Consider the following 13,727-nt stretch of genomic DNA (forward strand, 5'->3'; position numbering starts at 1 on the left):
GGAGAACACGATGACAAGATTTACCAGCATCCTGGTGGCCAATCGCGGGGAGATTGCCTGCCGTGTGATTCGTACCGCTAAGGCCCAGGGCTACCGCACGGTCGCCGTATACTCTGATGCTGACGCCAAGGCACCTCATGTACAAATGGCCGACACCGCCCTACACATCGGGCCTAGTCCGGTCAACGAATCCTACCTAGTACAAGAGAAAATTTTAGCCGCCGCAAAAGCCAGCGGTGCTGAAGCGGTTCATCCAGGCTACGGTTTTCTCAGTGAGAACGCCGAGTTTGCCAAAGCCTGTGAGGATGCCGGCCTCGTCTTTATCGGCCCAACGCCCGATGCGATTCACCTTATGGGCAACAAGGCAGAGGCAAAACGCCGGATGATTGCAGCCGGTGTACCCTGTGTGCCCGGCTATGAAGGAGAAGACCAGAGCGATACAACCTTGCTCAGCGAAGGTGCGAAAATTACGTTGCCCCTGATGGTAAAAGCCGCTGCCGGTGGCGGCGGCCGCGGCATGCGTATCGTGCACAAGAACAGTGAACTGTCCAACGCCATAAAGCTGGCGCGTGCAGAGGCGTCCTCTGCCTTTGGCAGTGGTGAGCTGATCCTCGAGAAAGCCATCATGCGTCCACGGCATGTGGAGATACAGGTATTTGGCGACAGCCACGGCACCATCGTACACCTCGGTGAACGCGATTGTTCGGTGCAGCGCCGACATCAAAAAGTCATCGAGGAGGCGCCTTGTCCTGTTATGACCGACGCATTGCGCAATGAAATGGGCGCCGCCGCCATAGCCGCCGCCCAGAGCATAGGCTATCGCAGCGCAGGCACAGTCGAATTTCTACTGGATGAATACGGCACGTTTTATTTTCTGGAAATGAATACGCGCCTGCAGGTAGAGCACCCTGTCACCGAGCTGATTACAGGCCTGGATCTCGTCGCACTGCAGCTGCAAGTTGCTCAAGGTGAACCGCTTGGATTTACCCAAGACGAGGTCACACTGAGCGGTCATGCTATCGAAGTCAGACTGTACACCGAAGATCCCGCACAAGATTTTCTGCCCACCTCCGGGCCTGTCGATCTCTGGTCACCGCCCTCCGGCGTGGGCGTGCGAGTGGACAGCGGCATTTGCAGCGGCGAGGAAGTTTCACCCTTCTACGACCCCATGGTTGCCAAGATTATCGCCAGCGGTCCAAACCGGGAGATCGCCCGCCTACGATTGATAGAGGCACTCCAGAACACCGTCTTATTTGGCACACGCCACAACCGTGACTTCTTGGTGGCCTGCTTAGAGAAAGACTGTTTTGCGGCGGGACGAGCAACCACTGCGTTTATCACTGAAGAATTTTCTGAAGGTGAAATCGCGGACCCACAACCCACTTTCACCGACAGTGCGGTGGCCGCAGTTCTCGAGCTCACCCTGCAACACAAAACCCTGCATGGCAACAGCATTCTCGTCGCGCCCCAATTGCGCGACTGGGCCAGCGCCAGCCCACTGGTCTCGCGCAAACTGTACATTCACGGCGAGCAGGTTCACGATCTATCTGTAACACCGCTGGGGAATAGCCGCTATCGGGTGTTCGATGCCGATAACGCAGCGGTGATCGAGCTCCTGACGGTGTTAGAGGACACGGCACAGGTCAGTATCGACGGCGAACAGCATCTTGTACGACACTTTTCGCCCGATGAAAGCAAACTGTATCTGTCTATCGATGGCCGCGCCGCCACATACTGTGACCAGATCCGTCTTGCTGGCGTACAGGATGACGCAGCCGGCAGCGGCAGAATTATCGCGCCCATGCACGGATTGTTACTGGAAGTGCGCGTCAAGGCGGGTGACCGCGTTGAGTCAGGCCAAACCTTGGCGATACTGGAAGCGATGAAAATGCATTATGAGATTGCTGCCGACGCAGCCGGCGAAGTCATCGAAGTCCTTGCCGTAGCAGGGCAGCAAGTGGCCGTTGATGACTTGTTAATTGACATCGACACCGCTGAGAATCACTGACTTGAAATCTTCCAAAACGAGGACAGGGTGCCAACACATGGCATCGTTCCCTCAAAACTATTTAAGGACTCTGCAATGATCGGCGAAGAACGCTACCCGCACCTGTTTTCACCCCTAGACCTCGGTTTCACCACAATCAAAAACCGCGCCATCATGGGCTCGATGCATACGGGTTTGGAAGAGGCTGAGAATGGCTTCGAGCGCATGGCGGAATACTTCGCCGAGCGCGCCCGCGGCGGTGTTGGCATGATTATCACCGGCGGTATCTCGCCCAATGAAGAAGGCGGTTTCGGTGCAAAGCTGGCTACAGCGGACGAAGCAAGGCAGCACCGCATCGTCACTGATGCCGTACGCGCAGCTGACCCAGAGGTCAAAATCTGCTTGCAAATTTTACACGGCGGGCCGTTGGCGTTTGCGGAGCATGCTGTCGCACCGTCAGCTGTCAAATCGCGTATATCCCCCACCATGCCGACCGCCCTGGACGAAGCCGGCATCGAAAAACAATTGTCGGACTTCGCAAACTGCGCCAGCCGCGCTAAGGAAGCGGGCTATAACGGCGTAGAAATTATCGGCTCTGCCGGTTACCTACTCAGTACTTTTCTGGTCGAGAAAACCAACCAACGCACCGACCGTTGGGGCGGCTGCTATGAAAACCGCATGCGCTTTCCAGTAGAAGTGGTGCGCCGTGTTCGCGAGGCCGTGGGCGAAGAATTTATTGTGATCTTCCGTATCGCCGCCATGGATATGCTGCAAGGTGGCATGTCATGGGACGAAGTAGTGCAATTAGGCAAAGCGATTGAGGAAGTCGGTGCTAACATTATCAGCACGCACTTTACGTGGCATGAGTCAGCAGTGCCGACCATTTCTACTCGTGTTCCACGGGCTGCATTTGCGCGGGTGACCGGACGTTTGTCAAAAGAATTGGGCATTCCCACCATTACCAGCAACCGTATTAATATGCCCGATGTTGCCGAAAATGTGTTGGCAGAGGGCCACGCTGACCTCGTCTCCATGGCTCGCCCCATGCTGGCTGATTCAGAGTTCGTCAAAAAAGCGCGCGAAGGCCGCGAAGACGAGATCAATACTTGTATCGCCTGCAACCAAGCCTGTCTTGATCACACTTTTACCGGGCGGGAGGTCAGTTGCCTAGTGAATCCACGGGCCTGCCACGAGACACTACTAAAATACGAACCCACTACCGCACCGAAGCGTATCGCAGTAGTTGGAGCCGGCCCGGCTGGACTCGGGTTTGCGACTGTCGCCGCACAGCGCGGCCATACGGTAACGCTTTTTGACAGCGCATCTGAAATAGGCGGACAATTTAATCTGGCGAAGCGGGTCCCAGGAAAAGAGGAATTTTATGAAACGCTACGCTATTACGCTCGTATGATCGAGGTACTGAATATCGACCTGCAGCTGAATACCCGCGCAACATCAATACAGCTGCACGATGGCAACTTTGACCAAATCGTCATCGCCACCGGCATCGAACCGCGCATACCAGAATTGGAAGGCATCAATCATCCCATGGTCATTAACTATATCGATGCGATTATGGGACATAAACCCGTGGGCAAGAAAGTCGCCATCATGGGGGCCGGCGGTATTGGCTTTGATGTGGCTGAAGTGATCCTACACAAAGGCACCTCGGCGGCGCTGGATATCAACGTCTTCGCCCGCGAGTGGGGTATCGACTTCGAACGTCATCCTCGTGGCGGCGTCACCGGCGTAGAGCCGGTAGTAGAGAAAGCAGATCGTGAAGTCTTCCTACTGCAACGAAGGTCCACACGCATAGGTCGTGAACTTGGAAAAACCACCGGCTGGACGCATCGCATGGCTTTAGCCCGGCGCGATGTCAAAATGATTAACGGCATTGACTATCAAAAGATTGATGACGATGGGCTGCATATCACTATTGATGGGAAATCCCAGTTGCTGGAAGTCGACACCGTCATTGTATGCGCCGGACAACTCCCTCTGCGCGCGCTGTACGACGAATTACAGGGGAGGCATCCTAATGTCAGCCTTGTCGGCGGCGCCTATGAGGCAGTAGAGCTCGACGCTAAACAAGCAATCAATCAGTCAAGTTACCTAGCGGCGACGGTCTAGCGGAGCCACGACCAACCCAGAGATAGCTGACTCTGCGGGCCGAGGAAAATATCGCCTTTAGGTGATTTCCCGAAAATGGATTGTTCTGCGTATTTGTATTATTTCGCCTACGAGGACTTGCTCTACTGAATCCCTTAATTGACAACACAATCGAGAAAAACGCGATTATTTTTACGGCCTTGCTCTGGCACTATAACGTCTCCCCCCATTGGTATACGAGCTACCGGAAGGTGCTCTTTAATATCACCCTGAACCAGATCAATAATGGTGTTGGCGATGATCAGATGGATCCCGGGCTGCTTGACCACCTATTTCTCCTCTAGCAAAGCTAATTATATATCGGAGGTCGTTAACAGTCTGCCTGGGCCGCAGCGGTCGCGCCTACAATACGACGCTTACTTTCTTTTAGACCCTACGAAACCAGCAAGCCCAAGACCCGTTAGCGACAGTAAAAGAACGATGCCTATCACGCCAAAAATAGTGTCGGGAAAAGGGCGACCTAGCCATTGCAAATAGTGAACCTTGTACAGATTGTTGATCAGCACAGTGTCGCGACCCGACTGAGCAAGAGACAGATTGCGCCAGTCCAGTGTGATTTCGACGCCTGTCGAGGTTTTCGCTTTGTTTCCTGAGATGTTTACCAGCTCGCCATAGCGTTCGGGATTTACGCCTATGGCATCTTCGACGAGTCGTTTCATATCAGCGGCTGATGGTGCCTCTTTCAGCTGCATATTGACCGGATCAAGATGTATCGAATGACCCTTGTCGCCCGCCAAAAGGTGATAACCAAGAACGGTTCTTAATAGCCGCGCCTCGTGCCAATCACTACTTGGGCCAATCTTGAATGCACGCTTCAACGGATACGTTTTCACGCTCAATATCTGATAAGCACCGTCATATCCTGGTTTCACCAAAAACACGACGCCCGTCAAAGACCAGGCAAGTAAGGGTGCCGCCAGCAAAATTCCGATCCATTTATGAACGATCTTTGTGCTCATTGAAAAACGCCCATATCTTGCATCAACATCGTTACGCGTATCTAAGGAAGCTGCGCCATTGACTCTAATTGCTCCAGAACACGACCCTGCCGATAGGCGCTCACCACCCCAATGACCCAGCACACGAGCAACACTGTCGTGGCCACGTTCGTCGTCTGTGCGCTGGCGCTTAACTGCTGGGATACAAGATTGGCAATGACGCCGATATCGGCAGGAATTATACCGCTCTGTATCTTCGCACTCAACTCCAGAGCGATCGTCAAGGTGACGCTGATAATAAAGTAGGTCGCACTCGCTGCCACTCCCATCAACAGCAAACCGAGGCTCCATCGCTTCAGGTAGAGCTGACCTATACCTGGGAACACTAATGCTGAAAGCATAACAGCCGCCGTCGATTTCCGCATGAATCGTCTCCGCTAAACCTCAGGTTAATCTAGAAAGGGGTTTTCGCTCGTTTTTGTAAGGTACTGTCTACGCACTGCGGTACAACTATAACAGTGCATTTGTCATCGGTGAAAGGTCCATCAATTGTAACGCCATATTGGCAGACATTTTGATAGGTCCCAATGTACGAGTTGACGCCTATTATACAATGCTAAAGGTTTTAGAAGAGCGAAGGGAACGTGTCTGTGTCACCCACCACGCACAGGCCACCAGCGCAATAAAGTGCCTGCGGCGAAAAATCACTTAGCGAGAAATTTCAGCTCGGCGGTCATGCTGCGTGTTCGCCTCATATTGATCGAGGTAGTCGAGGGCACTGCGCGCTCTTTCAGAATCGAACCGACTCGACTCGACATGCTCTGAGAATGCCTGCCGAAACTCAACGACACCCATTTTCTCCAGAATCTCAAATGGTCCTGCCTGCAGCGCCATGCCCACACGCCAGGCTTGGTCGATCACTGCAGGTTCGGCGACCTCACTGGCCGCGACTACCAGAGCACTTCCCAGCAGTGCCAGTTGCAATGGCTTGTAAAGATCATCTCGCTCCCGCTCCGCCTCCAGGAAATTTGACTGCTGGTAGACCGGATCCGGATAGCGGTAAAAACCGCAGCCAGAGCGCATACCTAACTCATCGCGCTCCACATAAGGCCACAACAGTTCCAACACCTGAGTTCGCAAGCCCGGTATGAGTTCCTCGTCTTCACGGTCCAGCCAGCTGTCGTATACCAGGCTTATTCCAATTAGATCGAGAATGCCCAGTGGCCCCATAGGCGCAGAGTGCGCGCGCATCCAAGCTCTGTCCACTTCCGTGCAGGTCGCATTCTCAGCGACAAGGAGATACATCGACGTGGAAAGTACCGGCCCCAGCATCGCGTTTAGTATATAACCGGGATACTCTTTTTTTAGCACAAGCGGCACTGTATTCATACTCAGCGCGTAGCGCTTGAGAATCTCGAGTGTAGCCGCACTTGTCCGCACCCCGCCAACAATATCTATGAGTGGTGAAGCCATGTAGGAATGCAACGCAGCAATACGATCACCTCGCTCTACAACATCTTCGAAGTCCGACAAGCAAAGGAACGAAGTATTGCTCGTCAATATCGTACTGGGGGGACAGACTTGATCAAGCGTCCTGTGGACCTCTCGCTTGACATCCAAGCGCTCGGACACCGACTCACTCACCAGATCCGCATTCAAGGTAGCCTCGGCGAGATCTGCTACCAGTGATACACGCAACAGGGCCGAAGGAATATCCCCCGCAGCACAGTAACCACTGCTCACCAAGAACGCGGCGGATTCCTGGTGCCGGTGTGCGACTTGCGCCAGCATCAGTTCGTCAATATCGTAAAGCACCACATCGTAACCCGAAATTGCCGCCTTGAGGGAGTTGAAGCAACCCATGGCGCCGGCACCTACAAAGCAGACCTTCTGTATTTCTCTAATTGTCACGGTGCGGCGCGATCGCTCTAGAGGGTCTATGAGGCAACAAGAGATCAGCGCTTCCCTTGGCCACCATGGCGGGCAACTCAACCAGAACCGGCAGCGCGGCTAGCGCATTGACGATATGGTGCTGCGTAGGATTCTGTTCCCAGGTCAGGTGCTGCCAGTCGACTTTGCCCTGCCCTATCCAGATTTCAGAGAGTGTTGTCTTCGACGGAAACGTGGTGAGCTCATCAACGCCTTGACCGCAGCCGCCAATCGCCGGCAGGAAACGCCAGCCCATAGGATTATCCTTCCCTTCGCCAGGCTTACCGTATACCTCAGCCTCGTCTGGCGTAGGGGCTCGCAAGTCTGAAATAGACATGTCCATTATCTTATGACCAAAGTGGCTGGCACTAGTGGACCAATCCCCAGCAATAACACTATGATCCTGAATGTCCGCATATATTTTGGGGATGCCCTGCGCTTCTCGACCTATGAGAATGGGATCGGCCAAATTTTCCCAGATAACCAGAGTATAATTGCCCTCCAGCCTTTCTTGCTCGCCATTAAAGACAACGGCCGCACTCACACCGATCATGTTGTAGCCATGACCAGCAAGAAAATCGACATTCCTGTTGCACGCATACGTTACCGTTATAAGCGCATTATCAGCAACCTCCAACGGCTCCGGTAGATACTGTGCAAGGCTGTCCCGGTCTGTTAGGAACGGGACTGTCATCGACGTGATGTCGTTGTAACGGAAACTAGACTTCGGGGGAGACGGCCGTGGTCCAAAATGCGCAGGCATCATATATCTCTTGCCGGGTTCGAGCTTAAACATGACTTACACCTTGTGATTATCGCGTTTCATCCACCCCCAACTAAGATCGGATGCCAATGCAGCGCGTTCTCGATCTTACGTTTCAGACTGCGGCTAAAACCAATCGACTTGCATCGAATGGGTGGTATCGTCAAGTGCCATTAAGAGATTGGCCCAAGCATTAATCTCTGGCAGCTCGTAGCGAAAGAAATAGCGCATCGCCTGAAGTTTTCCGCGATAAAAGTTCTCATCTGCGACAGACGAAGCACACGCCAGACCCTTTGACGCCGCCACGCCCTGTTTCAGCCACATCCAAGCAATCACCACATTGCCAAAGACATCCAGATACTTGACTGAATTGGCTAGCACCAGGTCAATGTTCTTTTCCAGCATCGAGCCCAACAGAAAGTCCGTGACCTCCTTCAAAGTACCCACCGCAGATTCAAGTTCATCGGCAAAGCCGTCTAGCTCATCGCGGCCTCTAGCCTCCGCAATAGTTTCGTGGATGGCTTCAATGCAGGCCGTGTAACCCGCTAAACCGTTCTGCGGCACTTTACGCGCCAACAAGTCCAGAGATTGTATGCCGGTAGTCCCCTCGTGGATGGGGTTAAGACGATTGTCCCGGTACATCATTTCTACGGGATGCTCGTTGACATAACCGGAGCCGCCCAGCACCTGAATGGCAAAATAGTTTGCTTTCGGGCCATACTCCGACGGCCAGGTTTTAATGATGGGCGTCAGGAAATCCAACAAGGTGTGAGCCTTAGTACGCTCCTCCTCCGTGGGCGCCGTTTGCTCATCATCCGCTAATTTAGTGCCAAGCAGGCAAAGGGCGTAGGCGCCCTCTGCATAGGCCTTTTGTGCCAGCAACATGCGCCGCACATCGGCATGCTCGATAATATTGACGGGCGGGGATAACGGATCCTTGTTCGAGGGCAATCGTCCCTGTGGCCTCTGTTTGGCATAATCCAGCGAATACTGGTAGCCACAAAGCGCTAAAATGGCAGCGCTACTGCCAACCATAATCCGCGCCTCATTCATCATATGGAACATATACACCAGACCGCGATTTTCCTCGCCCACCAGATAACCCACTGCGCCGTCTTTCTCGCCAAAATTCAGTGCGGTAGACGTCTGTCCACGACCCCCCATTTTATGAAACAGACCCGCCAGCGTGACATCATTGCGTGCTCCCAGAGAGCCATCATCATTCACCAAGAATTTGGGTACGATAAACAGCGAAATACCTTTAATGCCTTTTACAGCGCCTTTCACGCGAGCAAGCACCAAATGCACGATATTCTCATTCAGTTCGTGGTCACCTCCAGAGATCCATATCTTGTTACCGGTTATGCGGTAGGTGCCGTCTTCAGCAGGAACAGCATAGGTGGTCAGGTCTGAGAGAGTGGAACCAGCGCCCGGCTCGCTCATTGCCATTGTTCCGGCAAAGCGTCCGTTAAGTAATGGTTCCAACCATTTCTTCTTCTGCTCCGCAGTGCCATGAGCAGCGATCAAGTTGGCATTGGCATTCGTTAAAGCGACATAGCCCATTGTGGTGCTGGCCGCAGCACTGAGGTAAGCCCCAGCCGCAGCAGCCACCAGCGCTGGCAGCTGCATTCCACCCAGTTCATAGTCCGCTCCGGGAGACGCCAAGCCTGCCTGTGTCACAGCATCCAGCGCTATCTTGATCTCCGGGATCATATGCACTTTGTGGCCATCAAACGTAGGCTGATGCGTATCGACTTTCTGACGAAAAGGCAGGAAGTATTTTTCTGCCACGACGCGAGAAGTACTAATAGCCGCATCGAAAGTTTCACGGTTATGGTCTGCGTAACGTGTGCGGGACGTCATCGCCTCGACATCAAACAATTCGTACAACATGAATTCCAGGTCGCGCTGGTCAAGAAGAGGAGCTGCCAAAAGAAATGCCTCAGGGTGAATTAAAAGCGATAGGCTAACAGGGATAGTGCAAAGTTGCCTGTCACCTAGGTGACCAATCTATTAAAAAAGTCCGAATTCCTGCTCAAAGGCCGCCATATCAGGGATCAGGAGCAGTTTGTTATGGGTCTCTATCAGGCCCCGTTTACTCCAATCACGAAATATTCTGTTAACGCGCTGGCGGGAGCCCTTGGCGAGACGGGCGAGGTCGCTCTGAGTCACTTTTATCGCGATGAGCACGCCCCGTTCGATCGGTCTCCCATGCTCTTTCGCCAGCTCAATCAGGCGCTTGGCAACTCTAACTTCGAGTGGCTGAAACATGCCACCCACTATCTTAAAAAGGCCACGACAGACTACCACCTGATGCAGCCATAGATTGCGATACAAAAGAGGCCAATGTCCAGCCGCCAAGAGTACAGCTTCCTTAGGGATTAACAGTATTTCCGAAGACACAAGTGTACGCGCGCCGACTGTGCGAGCATCGGTATCTTTTAAACAAGACTCACCCCCCCAAGAGCCGCGTGGCAGATCAGTGACGGCGAATTCCTGGCCCATGGCGGCGGACACATATATTTGCACTCGACCCGTCACAACGCCAAAGATTTCCGTATTAGTGTCACCCATGCGCCACAGGTGACTGTTAGCATGATAGTGCTTTAGCGTGGACGCGCTGGCCAGCGCATCTAGGGCATCGTCAGGAGCATCATGGAACCACGCAGATGCCGCAATGAAGTCGCGAATAGAAGGCATGTCCATTAATACGGATACCGGTCTTGTGAGGGCAGGGTTAAGCGTGTCGCCATGGTAACTATCAGACCTCCTAACCAGCGCATAAGCTTTGCCCGTCAAAAATATACATTTGCCCCCAGTTTGGGAATTACGCAGGGGTTACCTGGCCGGATCATACAAAATGAGAAACTAAACTGACGCGCACCAGCATACAAGCACTGTCTTTGATGCTTACTCTGTGATGTGCGGATGCTTCGGCAAGTCTTCATGAGTTGACCTGGGGCGGCGGCCCTGCGGAATTCTCCGTCTCTAAAGTTCACTCAGTGCGACCACTGATGGTGGCGATGGAGGGTGAGAAGCGGCCAACACATGAAAAGTACTCCCGCAATAACTGTCTAGCAGCTATAATGATTAGCCATTGTACGTGGCAACGACCAGTACCATTGTGTCGTTTAAACATAAGGAGTTGGTGATAAACAGCGGCGGAGGCGGAACCTCGAGCTTCGTGCGCGCACTTAAGCTACAGGCTATGGGTCATTAGCCCTTGAGAAGCTGATTAATAGCCCAATCGACACCACCAATCCAATTACAGATCCTGACCGGATAACTGAAAAATGTCTCTGCAAGAACTGGTATCTAACTATGGCTATCTAGCGATCGGCGTTGGTACGTTCCTCGAGGGCGAAACCATTCTCGTCCTCGGAGGATTAGCCGCACATCGCGGATTTCTGCAACTGCCGTGGGTTGTTGCGTGCGCATTTCTGGGCGCTTTCTCGGGGCATCAACTGTATTTCCATATTGGTCGCCATAAAGGTGAGAAATTACTCGCGAGACGACCCGCTTGGCAAGCGAAGTCTGCGAAGGTATTTGCTATGGCGGAAAAACATCAAATCTGGTTGATCCTGGGTTTCAGTTTTATCTATGGCGTACGCACAGTGACACCGTTTTTACTTGGGGTTGCAGGAGTATCGCCCATGCGCTTCTTCCTGCTGAGTATGATCGGCACACTCGCGTGGGCTGCCGTCGTCGCCAGTGTGGGTTATTTTTTTGGTTATGCATTGGAATCCATGCTCGGCAATGTCAAACAATACGAATTACTCATTTTCGGGGTATTCGCGGGCATCGGTATCATCATATGGCTGATACGCCACCTTAGACATCGTTAACGCTATCCGTCGTTAACGCGGCGCAGGGTTAGGCGGCGCGCAATGCCCGGCCCAGCCGCTGACCGCCCAAGGCGCTGGTCGCCTCCCCGTCCTGCCAAACAGGCTCACCGTGAATCAAAACTGTCTTCACTACACCCTCAGATCGATTGAACATCTGGTTGTGCTGGAACAGCTCACGATACTCAAGTACGCGCGTGTCGTTGGAGTCCCAGGCCTGAAGCGCTTCTGGATCCAATAAAACAATATCTGCCTGCGCACCGATGTCGAGGCTGCCGACATCCAGACCGAAAAAGGCCGCGGGCTCGCGCGTCAATCGCCTGACCATCAGGCTGACCGTTTGCAGAGATTCCGCTTGCGCCAGTTTTAGTGACATTAGGTTCGCATCAAAAAAAGCCATGTTAGTAATATGCGCACCGGAATCGTTAAAGCCTGGCATCGCGTGCTTGTACTTGAGAAGCTCCAGTGTCGCTTTGTTGCCCGCATTGCCCACATCGACCCAGAAACGAAATGCTTTATCGTAAGTCCGCAGCATATGCAACATGAAGTCTGCGTCATCGCGAATAGGCCGCGGAAACAATTCAAAGGCCGCGCGCTCCTCATCTGACCGTGCGTCTGCCTGAGCGCCTTGCTGCCAACGCTCCAACCGGTCATACACCGCCTGCATACTCTCCCCGTCCCAGTCCGCAACGGGGGCGCCGTCAAAAATCATTAGGTACAGATCACGAATTACCAGGTTGTCCGGAGCACCAAGTTTGGTTTTGAGGTGCGCCAGAGTGCGACCGCGACGACCATGGTGCCAGTCCTCACGGAAACGGAGAGCAAAATCCGGGTCGTTAAGCAGAGCCATACGCCCTTCAACATCATCGTATTCCTTGGCAATCAATTCACAGGTAGACCCAAGTTCTTCATACAAGGGGGAGACTATGCCATCGGACCAGATACGAAAGTTAGTCCCCAGCGCCTGGAAGTGAATATTGCCCTTCATCAAGCGACTGTTCATGAGTGCCGCAAACCCGAGAAAGCTTTTGTGCGCCCCTGGCATTAACACGAATTCCATGACCGACAATGCCGAGGTCTTCAAGGTTTTGCCGAACAACCGTCCACTGGTCAACATAAAGTAGAGAAACGCTTTTGCGCGATTTTCAATAATAGGCGTGGTCTGCCATACCCGGTCATATTTACGCAGCACCTTGAGCAGACGCTTCATTTCGCCAAACGTGGCGAACTGAGTAGGAATACGCTGAGCCGTATGAGGCTCACTGGCCAAATAATGAAAAGGTAATCCGTCAGTACTCATCCCCACATAACCCTGCTTCATGCCCTGTTCCAGCAACTGCTCCATACGCGTCAACTCGGCCTCGGTAGGCTCGCGGCTTATACTGTCTTTAAGCCCCATCACTTCTATTCTGAGCATCGAATGAGGAATAAAAGCACCGATATTAGGTCCCAGAGGAATGTCCTCGAAGTGATCCAGATAGTCTTCGGTATTATCCCATTGCACGGCCTCAACACATTGCCTCAGCACTGACTTAGGAATGTTTTCGACCCGAGTAAAACAATCAACAATAGGATTCTGGTCGCCGGTCTGCTGGCGGCCGAAACAAGTACCGAGACTGCAGTTGCCGACCAGCACTGTGGTCGTCCCATGTCTGACGACCTCCGGCAGACCTGGCTCAAGATCAACCTCCAGGTCAAGGTGCGTGTGGATGTCCAGCAAGCCTGGCATCAACCACTGGCCCTCTGCCTCTATGATATTCAGCGCCTCACCAGTAGGCAGGCTGCTGCCACAGGCGGCGATACGCCCCCCTTCGATAGCAATGTCCATTTCACGGGGCTCGGCACCCGTGCCGTCAAACACCAGTGCATTTCGAATTAGGGTATCCCAGGCTGATTTCGCCATCGCATGTTTCCTCTTGTTAAGCGCTATTACCGGCGTGTATAAAGCCACCACAAAGTGTTGCAGTCAACCAGCGCAAAGCCAATCATTTCCACTGGTATCCAGACGTTGCGGCATGCTTTATGCTCACGTCTTTGCAAAACCTAGGCCGTTACGCGACCCGGTAGCTGCAGCCAGCCAATTATAACCAATCCTGAGG

The 13,727-nt window shown here is 53.1% G+C and carries 11 protein-coding genes; 3 read left to right on the plus strand and 8 right to left on the minus strand.

Annotated features, from left to right (window positions below; genetic code table 11):
- The first annotated feature begins 10 nt into the window (after positions 1-10).
- Together ABXT62_RS15605 and ABXT62_RS15610 are read left to right on the plus strand one after the other, a co-directional pair.
- Positions 11-2,008: an acetyl/propionyl/methylcrotonyl-CoA carboxylase subunit alpha gene (locus ABXT62_RS15605; RefSeq protein WP_415356230.1), complete on the plus strand. Its 1,998-nt coding sequence runs from the start codon at positions 11-13 to the stop codon at positions 2,006-2,008.
- A gap of 75 nt (positions 2,009-2,083) precedes the next feature.
- Entirely contained in the window at positions 2,084-4,117 is a 2,034-nt protein-coding gene (locus ABXT62_RS15610) for an FAD-dependent oxidoreductase (RefSeq protein ID WP_415356231.1), read from the plus strand.
- A 134-nt stretch (positions 4,118-4,251) separates the two neighbouring features.
- Here ABXT62_RS15610 and ABXT62_RS15615 read toward each other — a convergent pair whose 3' ends face one another.
- From ABXT62_RS15615 to ABXT62_RS15645, 7 genes are all read right to left on the minus strand, one after another.
- A complete protein-coding gene (locus ABXT62_RS15615; protein ID WP_415356232.1) occupies positions 4,252-4,425 on the minus strand; it encodes a hypothetical protein in 174 nt (57 codons plus the stop codon).
- A gap of 87 nt (positions 4,426-4,512) precedes the next feature.
- Positions 4,513-5,115 (minus strand): hypothetical protein, encoded by a 603-nt coding sequence (locus ABXT62_RS15620; protein WP_415356233.1) that lies wholly within the window; start codon positions 5,113-5,115, stop codon positions 4,513-4,515.
- Between the two features lie 41 nt (positions 5,116-5,156).
- The gene (locus ABXT62_RS15625) at positions 5,157-5,519 is read right to left on the minus strand and encodes a hypothetical protein (protein WP_415356234.1); all 363 of its coding nucleotides are present in this window, start codon (positions 5,517-5,519) and stop codon (positions 5,157-5,159) included.
- A 283-nt stretch (positions 5,520-5,802) separates the two neighbouring features.
- On the minus strand, positions 5,803-7,005 hold the full coding sequence (locus ABXT62_RS15630) for a 3-hydroxyacyl-CoA dehydrogenase NAD-binding domain-containing protein (RefSeq protein ID WP_415356235.1): 1,203 nt from the start codon (positions 7,003-7,005) through the stop codon (positions 5,803-5,805).
- Positions 6,995-7,819, minus strand: a complete 825-nt coding sequence (locus ABXT62_RS15635) for an acetoacetate decarboxylase family protein (protein ID WP_415356236.1) — start codon at positions 7,817-7,819, stop codon at positions 6,995-6,997. The genes ABXT62_RS15630 and ABXT62_RS15635 overlap by 11 nt, the downstream gene beginning before the upstream one ends.
- Before the next feature lie 93 nt (positions 7,820-7,912).
- Positions 7,913-9,718, minus strand: a complete 1,806-nt coding sequence (locus ABXT62_RS15640; protein WP_415356237.1) for an acyl-CoA dehydrogenase — start codon at positions 9,716-9,718, stop codon at positions 7,913-7,915.
- Positions 9,719-9,799: 81 nt separating this feature from the next.
- Positions 9,800-10,585 (minus strand): Crp/Fnr family transcriptional regulator, encoded by a 786-nt coding sequence (locus ABXT62_RS15645; protein WP_415356238.1) that lies wholly within the window; start codon positions 10,583-10,585, stop codon positions 9,800-9,802.
- A 494-nt stretch (positions 10,586-11,079) separates the two neighbouring features.
- Between ABXT62_RS15645 and ABXT62_RS15650 the strand changes: the two genes are divergently transcribed.
- Entirely contained in the window at positions 11,080-11,631 is a 552-nt protein-coding gene (locus ABXT62_RS15650; RefSeq protein WP_415356239.1) for a DedA family protein, read from the plus strand.
- A gap of 28 nt (positions 11,632-11,659) precedes the next feature.
- Here the strand turns inward: ABXT62_RS15650 and ABXT62_RS15655 are convergent, their stop codons facing one another.
- On the minus strand, positions 11,660-13,531 hold the full coding sequence (locus ABXT62_RS15655) for an N-acyl-D-amino-acid deacylase family protein (RefSeq protein ID WP_415356240.1): 1,872 nt from the start codon (positions 13,529-13,531) through the stop codon (positions 11,660-11,662).
- Between the last annotated feature and the right edge of the window lie 196 nt (positions 13,532-13,727).

Origin of the sequence: Halioglobus sp. Uisw_031 (assembly GCF_047729875.1) — a bacterium.
GTDB lineage: Bacteria > Pseudomonadota > Gammaproteobacteria > Pseudomonadales > Halieaceae > Marimicrobium.

Bases quoted from the DNA above. Each gene is read 5' to 3' on its own strand.
- ABXT62_RS15605 (WP_415356230.1), top strand. From the start codon at position 11: ATGACAAGATTTACCAGCATCCTGGTGGCCAATCGCGGGGAGATTGCC.
- ABXT62_RS15610 (WP_415356231.1), top strand. From the start codon at position 2,084: ATGATCGGCGAAGAACGCTACCCGCACCTGTTTTCACCCCTAGACCTC.
- ABXT62_RS15620 (WP_415356233.1), bottom strand. From the start codon at position 5,115: ATGAGCACAAAGATCGTTCATAAATGGATCGGAATTTTGCTGGCGGCA.
- ABXT62_RS15625 (WP_415356234.1), bottom strand. From the start codon at position 5,519: ATGCGGAAATCGACGGCGGCTGTTATGCTTTCAGCATTAGTGTTCCCA.
- ABXT62_RS15635 (WP_415356236.1), bottom strand. From the start codon at position 7,819: ATGTTTAAGCTCGAACCCGGCAAGAGATATATGATGCCTGCGCATTTT.
- ABXT62_RS15650 (WP_415356239.1), top strand. From the start codon at position 11,080: ATGTCTCTGCAAGAACTGGTATCTAACTATGGCTATCTAGCGATCGGC.
- ABXT62_RS15655 (WP_415356240.1), bottom strand. From the start codon at position 13,531: ATGGCGAAATCAGCCTGGGATACCCTAATTCGAAATGCACTGGTGTTT.